Raw genomic sequence first — 15,894 nt, forward strand, 5'->3', positions numbered from 1 at the left:
CTATGCGTATTCAAACCAGAACAACCGGAGATGCGGTGTTCACTCGCCACAACTTGAGGTTACAATAGTATATGGGAAAAATTCTGGTCGTCGATAATGAAAGCAGTATGCGGGAGTTTCTCGCTATTGTCCTGAGCAAGGAAGGATATTCCGTTGCCACGGCAGAAGACGGGAAGCAAGCCCTGAAAGACCTGGAGAAGGATTCCTTTGACCTGGTTCTCACAGATATCAGAATGCCAAAGATGGGTGGTCTGGAACTCCTCAAGGCCTTGAAGGTCATCTCTCCTGAAACCATCACCGTCATGATGACGGCCTATGCCTCAACCGGAACGGCGATTGAAGCCATGAAGGAGGGCGCTTACGACTACTTAACAAAACCCTTCCAGGTTGACGAAGTCAAGCTAATCATCAAAAACGCATTGGAGCGAAAAAGACTCCAGAAAGAAAATATCCAACTTCGGCGTGAATTGAAAGGACAATCGAGCTTTACAAAGATCATTGGAAGAAGTGAAAAAATGAAGAAGGTCCTTGATCTGGTTATGAAAGTCGCTGACAGTAAAAGTAATGTCCTGATCTATGGCGAATCCGGAACGGGAAAGGAATTGATTGCACGGGCCATCCATTACAATAGCGGGAGGCAGCATGCTCCCCTGGTGACTGTCAATTGCGGTGCACTCCCTGAAGCACTTCTGGAAAGCGAACTGTTCGGCCATATGAAGGGGTCTTTTACCGGGGCCATCAGCAATAAGGAAGGGCTCTTTGAGATCGCCCATGGAGGGAGTATCTTTCTTGATGAGATTGGAGAAACCTCCTTATCTATCCAGGTAAAACTATTACGTGTGATTCAGGAAAAGGAGTTTCGACGCGTTGGAGGAAGCAAGGACATCAAAGTTGACGTTCGAATTATTGCCGCAACAAATAAAAAGCTCGAAAAGCTGGTCGAAGAGGGCCGGTTTCGTGAAGATCTTTATTATCGTCTTGATGTGATCCCCATCATTCTTCCACCCTTGCGCGAGAGACCCGAAGATATCCCGCCTCTTGTCGATTTTTTCATTCAGAAATTCAATCGGAGCATGGAAAAGGAGATTGAGAGGATAGACGAAGAAGCGATACGCCTCTTGGTCAACCAGGAATGGAAAGGAAACGTCCGGGAGCTTGAAAACGCCATTGAACGAATCATAGCACTGTCATCCAGTAAGGTCTTAACAACGGAAGACTTCAGTGGCTGTTTCCTGAAACCCTCTCAATCGATTCCGATCCCAGCATCAATCCCCCAGGAAGGTCTTGACCTGGAAGGCCTGATCGACAAGCTTGAGAAGGAACTTCTCCTAAAAGCGCTAAACGAAACGCACTGGGTAAAAAAAAAAGCGGCAAAACTTCTCCAAATTAATTTCCGTTCCTTTCGCTATCGACTACAAAAGCACGGCATCAAACGGAATAAAGATGGGACTGAAATAGTCGACCCGGAAGATTCGGAAGGTCCGACTACAGAGGAAGAATTCACGTCATATCCAGGCTTTGATTAATCCGCATTGATGATACCCCTTAAAAAGTATGTGAAAATTCGAGTAGCACAGAACTGCCGCCCAATACAGAAAGAAGAAAAAGAATGGGCGCGCTGAATCGTTACAGAAGTATCACCATTAAGGCACCTGCCAAGATAAATCTTTATCTCAAGGTAAGAAATAAACGAAAGGATGGCTACCATAATCTTTGTTCCCTGATGCAGATGGTCGGGCTCTATGACCATCTCACCTTTCAGGAAGCACCCACCGGGATTCGTTTGTATATTGAAAATTCCCCTCTTTCATCCGGCCAGGATAATCTCGTCGTACAAGCAGCCGAAACCCTTCAGAAAGAATTACAAAGAAGCCAAAAGGGAAGAAGAAAAGGGGTAAAGATCACCTTAATTAAAAACATCCCGGTTTCTGCAGGAATGGGAGGGGGAAGCAGTGATGCAGCAGCAACTCTGCTTGGTCTCAACCGCCTCTGGTCACTTCATTGGTCCCGGAAAAAGCTGGCAAAGATTGGAGAAGGCTTGGGGAGTGATCTCCCCTTCTTCTTTCATGGTCCGACGGCCTGGGTCACCGAAAGAGGAGAAGAAGTCGAAAAGGTGAATGCCGTCTTTAATGGGTGGGCGGTTCTGGTCAATCCTGGTATGTCGGTCTCAACCGCCGAAGTTTTTGAGGACTTTTCAAAGACATTCGTGTTGACAAACAAGAAATCAAATATTAGTATTAAGAAACTAAACATCCAAAAACCAGCAATAGAGGAAGTATTTCTTAGGCCTTACAACGACTTAGAAAAAATAACCCTACAGAAACTGCCGGTATTGCTTGCCATTAAAAAGAGACTGAAGACCCTTGGCGGAACAGGGGTTCTGATGTCCGGAAGTGGCCCAACCCTCTTTGGCCTCTTTCCAGAATATGCAGCGGCGAAGAAAGCTGCCGGCGTCATGAAAGAACAGTCCTCATTGCAGGTTTGGGTGACAAAGGTGTTAAAACGCGTGCCCTTTTAAGGCGGGTGCTTTCTCTGACTCTTTTTGGGGCGTCGACAAGTGGCAAGTCACGAGATTTTGGATCTCGCATTCCCAGGTTCGAACCCTGGCGCCCCAGCCACTTATTCGATCTTTTCTTCGCAGTGAGATCAACCTATTGAATAGTCAACATTATTACGGGTTGCTTTAGCGAGAAGTCCCATCAGGCCTCTCCCTCCGCCATCCCGGCGTTTACCTCTCGCTTCTCGGCTTCGATCTGGTTCCTGCCGTTAAGCTTCGCCCGGGTTAAGCCTCGGGCCGCCTCGGAAATGACCTCTTCCCATGAATTTTTCCCGGCCATTCCGAACTCCTCAGAGGCAGTGCCACCGCTGAGGGTAAGAATCTTGAGGGGGCTTTCACAATTGGGTATTGCCAGGTCGGCAAGGCTTCCAATGATACGCCGTGCCAGAACATCGGCCTGCTCACACGCCGTCTCCGGAAGAAGAAGCAGGAAGGTTGCATCCTCATACCGATAGAGACGATCCGCCTGACGAATCAGGCCCTTGAGATAGCATGCCACCTCTCTGAGGGCATTATCTCCCTCCGACTTCCCGTAGCTGTCATTGTATTCCTTAAAATAATCTATATCAAAGAGAACGACCGAGTAAGATCGATTATAGCGCAAGACGGTCTCATGGGTATGCTGTAAGTCAACCTCCATGGCACGGCGATTTCCGATCCCAAGGGAGACATCTTCCAGCGCAAGTTCCTTGAGCTCGTAATTGGCCTTTTGTAATTCCTCTGTTCGTGTGATCACCGCACGCTCTATGATCTCACGCTGTGATTCAATCACCCGGAAATGAGCCCGGACCAGATCAGTCTCCGTCACAAGACCCACAACTTCGCCTCCCGTGTTCACCACGGGGAAGTGGCGAATGATTCTGCTGCGGGCGATGGCAAGCGCCTTAAAAAGAGTGGCACTCAGATTGAGTACCACAGGAGGCGAGGACATTATTTCGGAAGCGCAAAGGATCTCAGAATCCGGTTGATCGATTCGGTCAGCCAAGACGGGGAACAAATCCCGTTCCGTGATGACCCCGACCGGCATATTCTTTTCCGCCACGATCAGACAGGGACAATCCTCCTGACGCATCAAGCGAATCACCTCGTTCAGTGTTACCTCAGAACTGACGCAGGTGACCTTCTTTGACATCAGCTCGGCAATTCGAATTTCCTACATTCCACCTCCCTCTCACAACCAATGCCATATAGTGTACATGAAGAATCAAAATTGTGCGACTTTGAGAAAAATATGTGTACCCTTTTTAAGGAAAATTTAAAACACACTATGACAGCATAGCGGGAAGGGGTTTTTGAAGAACCCGGCCCTGATAGGACGAGGAATGCACTCGCGATACGGGTTCAAGATATGAGTGGCTCAACAAAAGAGGAAAGAAAGTTCATGGTCCGGGTTTCAGCCCAGTACATTGCCTTCCAAGGCCATTTCCCCTGCACAAACCCGACATGTCCTCCCGCAGGGGAAATATCTGCCTCCAGCCATTTTGATTGAATAATGATCTCTGTCGGGAGGAAGGGACCCGGCAGGAAGGGATCGTCTTCCGCATGGATAATCAAGGTCTGGAGCCGGATACTGGAGAGAAACTTTTTTGAGCTGTTCCGGCTCCAGTAATCAAGCCCACTTTTGAAGTGGTGAATGGGCGCTGTCACCTTGTCATCAAATTCAGCGAATGATGTGATCCTCTTGACCACATCAGGATCAACCAGACCCCGATACCGCCTTTCTTTGAGCAGGGCTTTTTGTTTGAGCGTTTTTAAAAAGATCCTCCCATAGATCTGGCTGACGCCCTGATCGACCCGATGGGCTGCAAGTTCCAGATCAAACGGGACTGAAATCGCCACGGCCGCCCGAACCCTTGGATTGCAGGTCTCCCCGTTTTCTCCCAGCCATTTTAAGAGAACATTCCCCCCTAATGAAAATCCAACAATAAAGAGAGGACTTTCCGGCCGGAGTTGATGCAAGCGTCCAACGACCCAATCCAGATCACTTGTCTCCCCGGAGTGATAGAAACGTTCCTGGCGATTGATCTCCCCGGAACAAGACCTAAAATTAAGCGCCACGCCCCGCCAACCCATCCGATAGACATGTCGAAGCATTCCCAGGATGTACTCCGCCCTGGAAGAACCCTCCAGACCATGGAGCAAGAGAATGGTCGGAGACTGATACAGATCACGGTTTGAAGAAGATGGATCAAAGAAGTCCAGATCAAGAAAATCATCATCCGGCGTCTCCCACCGCTCCCGCCTCACCGGGAGCTTTAAGGTCTCACTAAACAGCCTTCACCAAACCGTCTGAAGATGGCGGCCGCGACACCACCATGCCGGCACAAATTCACAGGGTTCGGGACGATCTTTCAATAACTTCTCTCCGGATTGAGGGTCGGGGGCATGGAAGGGAATTACTTATTTTGTTGATTATGTGGACTTCTCAGCTACGGAAAGTTCGAGATCTCACGAGATGTTACCACTGCTGCCTTCGACAATGTCTTTTCCGTTTTAGAACCGACAGAGCTTCCGCATCCCTGGCACAGATAATCGAAAAGCTCTCCATCCGGGAGGATGAGGAGGAGCTTTTCCCGGACCGGCATCGCCCGGCCACATTTATTGCAGTAGAGGAGCGATGCGCTAAGCTGGTCGTAGCTCTTCTCCATGATGCAGCCTCATCTTATTCGTCATTCGCTGTTACCCAGCGCTTTGTGTAAAGGAACCTCTGAATAAGTCATGAATTATTTTTTCAGGGCACTTATGTCCCGCTTCTACTTTACAAATCTTGAAAATAGCGGGCTATGGCTTCGCGAGAACCATCCTCTGCGATTTTCGCCTTCAATCGAAATATTTTATCCCCTAAAAAAATCAACCCAGACTTAATCAGGGGCTCCTAAAATGATCATACCCATGCGGCTCAATTCGCTGCAACTTCCCCTCACTCCTGACAAACAGCCCCCGCCTCGTAATGGTACCGATTCTTGTTGCACGAATCAATCTATCCTGGAGGAGACTCTCCAATTTCCTGATTTTTTTTGGGGGAACGGAAAAGAGCAACTCGTAGTCTTCACCTCCACGGAGGGCATATTCTAAAGGATTCCTCCCCGCCTGGTGAGCAAACCGCCTGAGCGAAGGGGTGATCGGGATCGCCTTCAGATCGAGTTCTGCCCCCACACCACTCTCTTCTGCCAGATGATTCAGGTCAGACACAAGACCGTCGGAGAGATCGATCATGGCCGAAGGAATCGCCTTTCTGGCCAAAAGGCTCCCCTCACGCCAGCGTGCCTGCGGGGTCTGGTACCGACGCACCAATCGTGGGAACAATTTCGGTGAGATTTCCTTCTTGAGCATTTCCAGACCGGCCGAAGCTTCTCCGAGAGTCCCTGTGACATAGAGGGCATCTCCCGCCTTCGCCCCACTCCGCTTCACAACTTCTTTCCGGGGAACGTCGCCAACCATCGTCAGCGAGATGAAGAAAGGGCCTTTCGAGAAAGCGGTATTCCCCCCGATGAGTTCTGTCTCCGTTTCTCTCGCCCCCTTTCGAATCCCCCCATAGAGACGATCCAGATCCCCCACGTCGACCCGCTTGTTCAAACCAAGGGAGATGAGGAAATAACGGGGGGTCCCGCCCATTGCCGCGACATCGCTGATATTGACGGAGACCGCCTTATAACCGATCTGATAAAAACTTGAAAACGAGAGATCAAAGTGAATGCTTTCGAGTAAACTGTCCGTCGTTAAGAGGAGATACTTATTTCCAGAAGGGACAATGGCGGCTGTGTCGTCACCGATTCCGATGGGGACCGTCGAGGAAAGAGGGAACTTCTTTCTGATCCTTCTGATGAAGCCAAACTCACCGATCTCTTGAAGACCCATCCTTACTATGCCACTTACTTCTTCTTTCGGGATTTTTGTTTTTTTGAAGCGGGTACTCCGCGTAATGCCGTTTTGAGGACGGTATCCATGTGATCTGCAAAAACAAACTTGAGACCTCGCTGGAGATGCCGGGGAACCTCGTCGATATCCTTTTCATTTCGCTTTGGAATAATAATCGTTTTGATCCCGGCCCGCTTTGCCGCAAGGATCTTCTCCTTCAATCCGCCCACCGGGAGAATCCGGCCACGGAGGGTCACTTCTCCAGTCATTGAAACCTCATGGCGGAGCGGTCTTCCCGTAAACACCGAAGCAAGAGCGCTGGCCATTGTGATTCCGGCTGAAGGGCCATCTTTTGGAATAGCACCCGAGGGGACATGGATATGTATATCATTTTCCGAAAAAACATCAGCATTGATTTTAAGCGTTTTTTCTTTAGATCGAATATAGGATAGTGCGGCCTGGGCCGATTCTTTCATCACATCTCCAAGAGAGCCAGTGAGGATCAGCCCACCTTTCCCTTTCATGATGGTTGCTTCGACGCGGATGATATCCCCACCGGTCGGCGTCCACGCCATACCGGTTGCAAGGCCGACTTCATCCTTTTCCTCTTCCGCTTCCGGAAGAAACTTGGGGATACCGAGAAAATTATCAACATTTTTCGGCGTAATTTTGAACTGCTTCTTTTCCCCTTCGGCCATGCGTCGCGCGATTTTTCGAAGGACCCGGGCTACTTCCCGTTCCAATTGACGAACGCCCGCTTCGCGTGTGTATTGCGTGACAATATGTGCGATGGCGGCATTGCTGAATTGTACTTTTTTAAGCGGGGTTCCATGGTCGGTGATCTGGCGAGGGATAATAAAATTCCGCGCAATGCCAACCTTTTCTTCGGTTGTATATCCGGCGATATCAATAATCTCCATCCGGTCACGTAAAGGCGCAGGAATGGGGTCGATCTGATTCGCGGTCGTGATGAACATGACCTTGGAAAGATCAAAGGGAACTCCGAGGTAGTGATCTGAGAAGCTATTGTTTTGCTCCGGGTCCAGGACCTCCAGCAAGGCGGAGGAAGGGTCTCCACGAAAATCCATCCCGACCTTATCAATCTCATCCATCATGAAGACCGGGTTGCTCGTGCCCCCCTGCTTCATCCCCTGGATGATGCGGCCCGGCAATGATCCTACATAGGTCCGGCGATGCCCCCGAATTTCGGCTTCATCCCGAATTCCTCCCAGGGAAACCCTGACAAACTCTCGCCCAAGGGAACGCGCGATTGATTTCCCCAGCGAGGTCTTTCCCACACCGGGAGGACCGACAAAACAGAGGACCGGCCCTTTCGTTTTTTCATTTAGCTTCCGGACAGCAAGATATTCTAGGATCCGCTCTTTCACCTTTTCCAGATCGTAGTGGTCTGCATCCAGGACCTTTTTTGCGGCAATCGTATCGAGAGTGTCTTTTGTCGTGATGCTCCACGGGAGTTCTACCATCCACTCAAGGTAGGTGCGGACTGTAGAAGCCTCTGCCGCATCAGGGTGCATCCGCTCCAAACGTTTGAGCTGTTTTTCCGCCTCCTTCATCACTTTTTCCGGCATCTTCGCCTCGGAAATCTTGGTGCGAAACTCCTGAATCTCCTCCGCCCGTTCATCTGTCTCACCGAGTTCTTTTTGGATCGCCTTCAACTGCTCTCTCAGGAAATACTCCCGCTGGGTCTTGTCCATCTCACCTTTTGCTTCTGTCTGAATCTTCTGCTGCATCGAAAGGACATCTAGTTCTTTTGCCAGGATATCGCTCACCTTACGAAGCCGCTCAACAGGGTCGAGGGTCTCCAAAACCTCCTGTGCGATGGGGACCTTTAGCCCCAGATTTGAGACAACCAGGTCGGATAAACGACCGGGATCCTCAAGATTTTCAATCAGGGAAATCACATCGGGAACCAGAAGTTTTCCAAAGGCAATCGTCTTCTCCACCTGCTCTTTGACCATCCGGGTTGACGCTTCCACCTCAAGGGAAGGTTTCGCCTTCTTCCGTTCAACAACCTTCTTAATTTTGACCTGGTAATACGGGGTAAGGCTGGCAAAAGATTCAATTCTGGCCTTCACCAGTCCCTGGACCAGAATCTTCACCCTTCCGTCCGAGAGCTTCAGCATGCGAACAATTGTCCCGACCGTTCCCATCGAATAGATCTCTTCCGGTTTCGGGATCTCGACTTCCAGTGATTTCTGTGCGGAAAGAAATACCATTTTATTCCCGGAAACCGCCTTCTCTATAGCCTTGATTGAGGCCTCTCTCCCAACAAAGAGCGGAAGAACCATATGGGGGAAGACAACGATATCTCTTACCGGGAGAAGGGGGAGCTCCTTCGGAATTTCAATTTCTTTTGCTTCCTGACGACTTGATCCAGACAAATAAAACTCCTTCTATTTATAGCGTGAGGCTCTTTAAATACGCCTTGAACGCCTCTCCAAGTTCTTTATTTTTAAGACCCATTTCGACGGTCGCCTTAAGAAACCCCAATTTGTCTCCGGCATCATAACGGTTCCCCTTTATGATATATCCATACATATTTCGTATCTTTGCCAGCTCCTTAAGGGCGTCCGTCAATTGAATCTCATTCCCCTTCCCGGGTGCCGTTTTTTCAAGAAGCTCAAAGATCTCCGGAATGAGAATGTAGCGTCCAATCACGGCAAGGTCGGAAGGAGCCTCTTCCTGTGAGGGCTTTTCTACCATATCATTGATTTTGTAGAGTCCGTCAATGGCCGGTTCAGCATCCAGGATACCATACTGGTGTACATCTGATTTCAGCACGCGCTGAACCCCTATGAGCGGCGCCTGGTTCCGCTCATAGACTGAGGTCATCTGTTGGAGCGCGGAGGGGAAGTGGTCGATAATGTCATCCCCAAGTAAGACCGCAAAAGGTTCATCCCCGATCAGGTTCTTTGCACAGAGGATTGCATGGCCTAAGCCGCGGGCCTCACTCTGCCGGACATAACAGAAATCGGCCATATCTGATATTTTTCTGAGATCCTGCCAAAGGTCTTCTTTTCCCTTCTGTTTGAGCGCTTCTTCCAATTCAAAGGAAATATCAAAATGATCTTCAATAGCCCTTTTCCCTCGACCGGTCACAATGATGATCTGTGTAATCCCGGCAGAAACGGCCTCTTCTACGACATATTGAATCAAGGGTTTATCGACAAGGGGGAGCATCTCCTTCGGAGAGGCCTTGGTCGCCGGAAGAAAACGGGTTCCGAGTCCGGCCGCCGGAATGACGGCCTTTGTGATCTGACGTGCCAGCATACTTTACCTCCTAAAAGCAGAATTCTATTGCAGGTAACGAAACAAAGTCAAGTAAACTCCAGTCGACTTAACCGTTGAGCAAGATCCAGTCGCGAATCATTAGGATCCTATTTCTCAGACAAACTCCTCGGCCGCCCGATCCCGAAGCCGAAGGTAGATTCTGTTAACCGCCTCTTTAACCTTGGGGACTTTCTCCTGATTGCAGATAACCTCATCTGCAAAGGGAAGTTTTTGATCGAGCGGCATTTGAGTATCAATGCGAAGTGTGGCCTCTGACCGTGTCAGGCCCTCCCGCCGAGTCAACCGATCAATTTGCGTCATGCGATCTACATACACAAGGAGCAGCCAGTCCATCTCTTTATAGGCATCCGTCTCAATCAGGAGTGCTGCATCAAAAATAATGACTGCTTTCGGGTATTTTTGTGAGATGACTTCTCTCTCGGATAGGGCGCTTTCAAAAACGCCGGGATGAACAATCTGATTGAGCATCTGACGTCGGGTCGCATCCTGAAAGATGATCTTACCGAGTTTAGATCGGTTAATCTCACCAGAGCTGTCCAGGATTTCCCTACCAAAGGCGTCTATGACCGGTTGATAGGCCTTATTCCCTTTTTTAATCAGGTCATGGGCAATTTCGTCCGCATCGACAATGAAAGCCCCTGATTGACGCAAAAACCGGGAGACGGTACTTTTCCCGCTTGCAATTCCGCCGGTCAAACCCACCCAAATCATCCCATCCTCTTGAACACGTACAGCGAGCGCAACCCCCGCCTTTCCAGAGCAGAGTTCGGCGAGCGAATAAAAATAAATCGGTTTTTTTATTTCAGGGAGAAGAACCCTCGCCCTTCCTGGCCGAAGTTATTAAACACTGAACACATAATAACATAATCTCCTCGGTTCAACCACATAACTGGGACAGAATACCCTCATAAACCTCCGAATTGTCTAAGGAACCTCGGATTAAGTCTGGGTTGAGTTTTTCAAGAGATCTTATGTTTCGATTCAAGGCGAAAATCGCAGAGGATGGTTCTCGCGAAGCCATAGCTCGCTATTTGGAAGACTTGCAACGCAGAAGCGGGACATAAGTGCCCTGAAAAAATAACTCATGACTTATTCAGAGGGTCCCTCAGAGGGTCCCTAAGAATCCTGCGTTTCTGCCAAGAGACTCCTTCGCCGTACACGAAGACATCATTCTGGTCATGCCTTAGAGGGAGACTTTAGAATTGCCCTCAAGACGACTGGGATTTCAGGGCCCTCTACTTGCTAAAATGTTCCCTTTCCGTTAAGATTCTCCCCCGTAAGGAGCCATAAGCTGATGTTCGAACAAACCGCCAGCCTCTTTCCGGAACTTCAGAAGGATCTCGTTTCCTATACCAAAGGGGTCTTGCCTGTCCAGAAGATCAAGGCACTGATTGAAGCCGGGCATATCCGCAGCAAGAACCCGATCTCAGAAGATCAAATCCAGCCCTCGAGTATCGACCTCAGGCTGGGGGCGGTCGCATACCGGGTGCGGGCCAGCTTTCTGACAGGCAAGCATACACCCGTCGCGAAGAAGATTAAAACACTCCAGATGCATCAAATTGATCTGACGGAATCGGCCGTCCTGGAAAAGGGCTGCGTCTATATCGTCCCCCTCATGGAGGAACTTCGCCTTCCCCTTACAATCTCAGCCAAGGCAAATCCAAAAAGCACGACAGGACGATTGGATGTCTTCACCCGATTGATCAGCGACTACGGCATGGAGTTCGAGCGGGTCGAGGCCGGATACAAGGGAAGGCTCTACGTGGAAATTGCGCCGAGAACCTTCAGCATCCTGGTCCGGGAAGGGACCAAGCTCAATCAACTGCGGTTTTTCAAGGGCACGGATACACCACCGACGGATTCCAAGTTAGACAAACTCGACAAACTGGAAACACTGGTCTATCTTGCGGATGGTCACCCGAAAGCCCCCTTGATCTCAGAAGGGATACGCATATCGATTGACTTGGAAGGGCGGCACGGATCTGGGATCATTGGATACAAGGCGAAACAGCACGCCCCGCTCATTGACCTGAGCAGAATCAATCATTATGACCCGCTGGAATTCTGGGAACCGATCACACGACCAAGGACAAAGAGTATTGTCCTGAACCCGGACGACTTCTACATTCTGATCTCAAAAGAAAAACTTCGGATTCCACCTGATTTTGCAGCGGAAATGGTTGCTTACGATCCCTCCGTCGGTGAATTCCGAATACACTATGCGGGATTCTTTGACCCCGGTTTTGGCTATGGGGACAACGATATCGAGGGGACCCCTGCGGTTCTGGAAGTCCGGTCCCATGAGGTTCCCTTTCTCCTTGAAGATGAACAGGTGGTCGGCCGCTTAATCTATGAAAGGCTCCTCGCCCGGCCCGAAAAGATATACGGTGTCGGGATCGGCTCTTCATATCAATGCCAGGGCCTCTCTCTCAGCAAGCAATTCAAGCGGTAACGGATCCAGTGTCGTCTCTGCCCGATCGGGCTTTCCTTCATATTCCAACAGCGCCCTTCCCCTTTAGAGGGAGGAAAGGTTGACGAGACCATGATCGAGATCTCCAAACTGACAATGCGCCTGGGCAGCGGGGGTCATCCGATCACCATCCTCGACGATATCAACCTTCAGATCCCCGCCAGACAGTTCCTCGCGATTGTCGGGCCGTCCGGGAGTGGAAAATCGACCTTGCTCGGCCTGATTGCGGGATTGGATCGTCCCACTTCAGGAAACGTCACCTTCAACGGAACGTCTCTTTCCGATCTCTCTGAAGATGATCTCGCCCGCCTCCGCCGGAAAAAGGTCGGGATGATCTTCCAGTCCTTCCATCTGATCCCTACACTGACCGCCGTGGAAAATGTTCAGGTCCCTTTGGAGCTTCGAGGAGACTTGAAAGCCACCGAGCAGGCTCAGCGCTTATTGGATGCGGTCGGTCTTGCAGAACGGAAGCATCATTATCCGGTTCAACTCTCGGGAGGGGAACAGCAGCGGGTCGCCGTCGCACGGGCCTACGCCGGAAGCCCCACACTCCTCCTGGCGGATGAACCGACCGGGAATCTCGACTCGGAAAATGGCCGTCTCGTTATCGATCTCCTCCTTCGTCTCCATCGGGAGCAGGAAAGCGTCCTCATTCTTGTCACCCACGACCCCTCGCTCGCCTCGCTTGCCGACCGGGTTATCTCCTTGCGGGATGGCCGTATTGTCGGGGATGAACTGAGGGCATCGGGTGATTGATTTTATCCTGAAAATGGTCTGGCGCGAGGCACGAGGCGGGCTTCACCGCTTTCTCTTCTTTCTCACTTCAATCGCCTTGGGTGTTGCCTCAATTGTCGGGGTCGGCAACATGGCCGCAAACTTCGAGGCGATGACCCACCTTGAGGCACGGAACCTCCTGGCTGCGGATCTCGAAGCCCGCTTAATCCGCCCTCTTTCGACGGCTGGAGAAGCGGTCCTGACAGAACTGACTCAAGAAGGCCTTTCGTCGATCCGTATTACCGAATTAAAAGGGATGGCCATCAACAGCGATTCGGGAGAGACGCAACTGGTCGAACTTAAGGCGATAGAGGCCGGATATCCCTTTTATGGCCGTCTTCAAATCGATCCGCCGCCTGCTGATCTTTTGCTGGGGCCAGAAGAGGTCTGGGTAGAGAAAGGCCTCCTCCTCCGTCTTCGCTTTGCGGTCGGGGATCAGGTCAAGATTGGAGAGGCGTCCTTTGTCATCCGGGGCGAGATCCTGAAAGAACCAGATCGGGTCGTCGGACCTTTTCGCATCGGCCCGCGGGTTCTACTCTCCCAGGCAGGACTTGAGCGGACAGAACTGGTGCAAACCGGAAGCCGAATCCGACACCGGCTTCTGATCAAGGCCACATCGAGAACACCGGAAGCACTCAAAGAGTTGCTCAATAAAAAGTGGGCAGGAGAGTCTGTCCGCATCAAGACCTACCGGGAAGTCCAACCCCGATTAAGCCGTTTTCTGGGAAACTTCACAACCTACCTCGGCCTGGTCGGATTGATTACGCTGATGATCGGCGGAATCGGCGTGGCCAGTCATATACACGCCTTTCTGACAGAACGGATCGAAACGATCGCAATTCTAAAATCGCTCGGGGCCAGTGCACGTACCCTCACCCTCATCTATCTTCTCCTTGCCCTCATCCTGGGCGGGATCGGCGCTTTGGGAGGGGTCCTCCTTGGCCTGGGGATCACCCTCATCCTGCAATCACTCCTTTCCGGCTTTCTACCGCCCGGGTTTGTCTTTCAACTGACAGCCACCCCCATTTTCCGGGGAATCACGATGGGACTCTTGACCACCTTTCTCTTCGCGCTCTGGCCCTTGAGAATGGTCTCAGCGGTTCCCCCCTTGCGCATCTTCCGTCATGAGGTCGAGGAGAAGGCCATTCAAATGACCCGGAATAAGTGGTTAAAGCAGATTTTGATTGGCGGGAGCATGGCCCTCGGTTGGATCGGGCTCTCTGTCTGGCAGGCCGGATCATGGCGCATGGGAATATGGGTCGTTATCTCAGTGGGGGTAGCCATTCTCCTTCTGATGACCGGGGGGAAAGGGATGCTCATTCTGGCGAGAAAAATCCCCCTTCCCGATTCATTGATCCTGCGTTACGGGATTAAAAACCTGTACCGTCCGGGACGGCAAATCATGACCATCATCCTCTCACTTGGGGTCGGCATCATGGTCCTTCTCACCCTGTTCCAGGTGGAAAGACGACTCATGGCCCAGTTGCAACAAAACATTCCAGAAAATGCACCGGGACTCTTCTTCATCGATATACAACCCGACCAGAAGGAACCTCTCGAGGCGATGTTGAGCACTCCCCGGTTTGAGATCACTCCGGAATTGACTCCCCTGATCCGGTCGCGGCTCCACGCGGTCAATGGGGAAAAGATCTCAGAAATCGGTGCAGAGAACCGCCCGGATGCGTGGTACTTCACACGGGAATATGTCTTGACCTATCAGGAAGACCTTCCGGAACATAACATTATCCTGCGCGGCCAATGGTGGAAGGAGGGAGAGACCGAAGCTCTGATCTCAGTCGATTCGGATGTCGCATACCATCTTGGAGTTGATATTGACTCGACCGTCACCTTCGATATCCAGGGCGTTCAGGTATCGGGCAAGGTAACGAGCATCCGGGAAGTGGATTGGGGGAGCATGACGACCAATTTCTACTTTATTTTTTCTCCATCGGCCCTGGCTGGCGCGCCGGAAACCTTTGTCGCCACCGTGACGACGGAACCGGAAAATGATCTCCCGGTTCAGAACGCGATCATTGGGGCATTTCCAAACGTGACCGTGATTCCGATCCGGGAGTTTATTGAAACAATCGCACGCATCCTGACAGAGATCACGCGAACCATTCAAGTCATGGCCGCCCTTGGCTTACTGGTCGGCCTGATTGTCCTCTCAGGGGCGATTGTAGCAACGCGCGCCAGGCGCGTCCATGAAATGGTCCTCTTTAAAACGCTCGGCGCAACCCGGCCAACCTTGATCGCAATCATGGCGGTAGAGTATGCCCTCCTCGGGGTCGTTGCCGCCATTGTGGGAGGGAGCCTCTCTATCGCCGTTTCCTGGGGAGTGGTTCATTTTTTCCTCGATATTCCCTGGCAGATCGAATGGGGCATCCTACTCGTCGGGACCAGCGGCACCGTGGCGCTCACTCTCCTGACCGGCTTCCTGAGCACCTACCGAATCCTGGGAGAAAAACCCCTCGCCATTTTGAGGGCAGAGTGAGGTTCGCAGATTTATTATAAAACATAAGCAATGAAAGAGGTAACGAATGAATTACGTGGTTGCAAATAGAGTGTTTGTAAAGCAGGAATACGGGCAGGAATTTGAGGAGCGATTTAGAAAGCGTGCGGGTCAAATCGACAAACAACCCGGTTTTGTTCGGATGGAAGTATTAAGACCCAAGGCAGAAAAGACGCCGTATATCATTTTGACGCATTGGAAAGACGAACAAGCCTTTCAGAACTGGGTGGGCAGCGATGACTTTAAAGTCGCACATCAAAACCCAATGACAAAAGAGGCCTTTTTAGAGGGTGGTGGGCTGGAACACCATGAAGTCATTATTGCTTCAACCACGAGTCATAATGACTGATTGATGCGGATAGACCATAGGAGTGAAAGATCCTGCCACAAAGCGAGGGGATCTTTCACTCC

At 50.9% G+C, this 15,894-nt stretch carries 13 protein-coding genes and 1 tRNA gene; 7 read left to right on the forward strand and 7 right to left on the reverse strand.

The window, feature by feature from the left end:
- Window positions 1-71 precede the first annotated feature (71 nt).
- The 3 genes from EYQ01_07310 to EYQ01_07320 all read left to right on the forward strand — a co-directional run bounded on the left by EYQ01_07310 (window position 72) and on the right by EYQ01_07320 (window position 2,618).
- Window positions 72-1,526, forward strand: a complete 1,455-nt coding sequence (locus EYQ01_07310) for a sigma-54-dependent Fis family transcriptional regulator (GenBank protein ID HIE65603.1) — start codon at window positions 72-74, stop codon at window positions 1,524-1,526.
- Between the two features lie 83 nt (window positions 1,527-1,609).
- On the forward strand, window positions 1,610-2,518 hold the full coding sequence (gene ispE / locus EYQ01_07315) for a 4-(cytidine 5'-diphospho)-2-C-methyl-D-erythritol kinase (protein ID HIE65604.1): 909 nt from the start codon (window positions 1,610-1,612) through the stop codon (window positions 2,516-2,518).
- Window positions 2,519-2,543: 25 nt separating this feature from the next.
- Window positions 2,544-2,618: transfer RNA gene (locus EYQ01_07320), tRNA-Gln, on the forward strand.
- Window positions 2,619-2,699: 81 nt separating this feature from the next.
- Here EYQ01_07320 and EYQ01_07325 read toward each other — a convergent pair.
- From EYQ01_07325 to EYQ01_07355, 7 genes are all read right to left on the reverse strand, one after another.
- Complete coding sequence (locus tag EYQ01_07325) at window positions 2,700-3,689, reverse strand: GGDEF domain-containing protein (protein ID HIE65605.1); 990 nt, start codon at window positions 3,687-3,689, stop codon at window positions 2,700-2,702.
- Window positions 3,690-3,898: 209 nt separating this feature from the next.
- The gene (locus tag EYQ01_07330) at window positions 3,899-4,831 is read right to left on the reverse strand and encodes an alpha/beta fold hydrolase (GenBank protein HIE65606.1); all 933 of its coding nucleotides are present in this window, start codon (window positions 4,829-4,831) and stop codon (window positions 3,899-3,901) included.
- Window positions 4,832-4,986: 155 nt separating this feature from the next.
- Window positions 4,987-5,205 carry a cytoplasmic protein gene (locus EYQ01_07335; protein HIE65607.1) on the reverse strand — a complete coding sequence of 73 codons (219 nt, stop codon included), beginning with the start codon at window positions 5,203-5,205 and terminating at the stop codon, window positions 4,987-4,989.
- A gap of 217 nt (window positions 5,206-5,422) precedes the next feature.
- Window positions 5,423-6,415: a thiamine-phosphate kinase gene (gene thiL / locus EYQ01_07340; GenBank protein ID HIE65608.1), complete on the reverse strand. Its 993-nt coding sequence runs from the start codon at window positions 6,413-6,415 to the stop codon at window positions 5,423-5,425.
- 14 nt (window positions 6,416-6,429) lie between these two features.
- Window positions 6,430-8,724, reverse strand: coding sequence for an endopeptidase La (lon, locus tag EYQ01_07345; GenBank protein ID HIE65609.1), 2,295 nt, complete (start codon window positions 8,722-8,724; stop codon window positions 6,430-6,432).
- Window positions 8,725-8,833: 109 nt separating this feature from the next.
- On the reverse strand, window positions 8,834-9,706 hold the full coding sequence (gene galU / locus EYQ01_07350; protein HIE65610.1) for a UTP--glucose-1-phosphate uridylyltransferase GalU: 873 nt from the start codon (window positions 9,704-9,706) through the stop codon (window positions 8,834-8,836).
- A gap of 114 nt (window positions 9,707-9,820) precedes the next feature.
- Window positions 9,821-10,438: a dephospho-CoA kinase gene (locus EYQ01_07355; protein ID HIE65611.1), complete on the reverse strand. Its 618-nt coding sequence runs from the start codon at window positions 10,436-10,438 to the stop codon at window positions 9,821-9,823.
- Between the two features lie 583 nt (window positions 10,439-11,021).
- Here EYQ01_07355 and EYQ01_07360 point away from each other — a divergent pair.
- The 4 genes from EYQ01_07360 (at window position 11,022) to EYQ01_07375 (ending at window position 15,832) form a co-directional block, all read left to right on the forward strand.
- Window positions 11,022-12,179, forward strand: a complete 1,158-nt coding sequence (locus EYQ01_07360) for a 2'-deoxycytidine 5'-triphosphate deaminase (GenBank protein ID HIE65612.1) — start codon at window positions 11,022-11,024, stop codon at window positions 12,177-12,179.
- Window positions 12,180-12,269: 90 nt separating this feature from the next.
- Complete coding sequence (locus tag EYQ01_07365; GenBank protein HIE65613.1) at window positions 12,270-12,953, forward strand: ABC transporter ATP-binding protein; 684 nt, start codon at window positions 12,270-12,272, stop codon at window positions 12,951-12,953.
- Window positions 12,946-15,465 carry an FtsX-like permease family protein gene (locus tag EYQ01_07370; GenBank protein HIE65614.1) on the forward strand — a complete coding sequence of 840 codons (2,520 nt, stop codon included), beginning with the start codon at window positions 12,946-12,948 and terminating at the stop codon, window positions 15,463-15,465. The genes EYQ01_07365 and EYQ01_07370 overlap by 8 nt, the downstream gene beginning before the upstream one ends.
- A 46-nt stretch (window positions 15,466-15,511) precedes the next feature.
- Window positions 15,512-15,832 (forward strand): antibiotic biosynthesis monooxygenase, encoded by a 321-nt coding sequence (locus tag EYQ01_07375; protein ID HIE65615.1) that lies wholly within the window; start codon window positions 15,512-15,514, stop codon window positions 15,830-15,832.
- Window positions 15,833-15,894: the final 62 nt, after the last annotated feature.

The organism is Candidatus Manganitrophaceae bacterium, from assembly GCA_012960925.1.
In the GTDB taxonomy this organism is placed as follows: Bacteria; Nitrospirota; Nitrospiria; order SBBL01; family JAADHI01; genus DUAG01.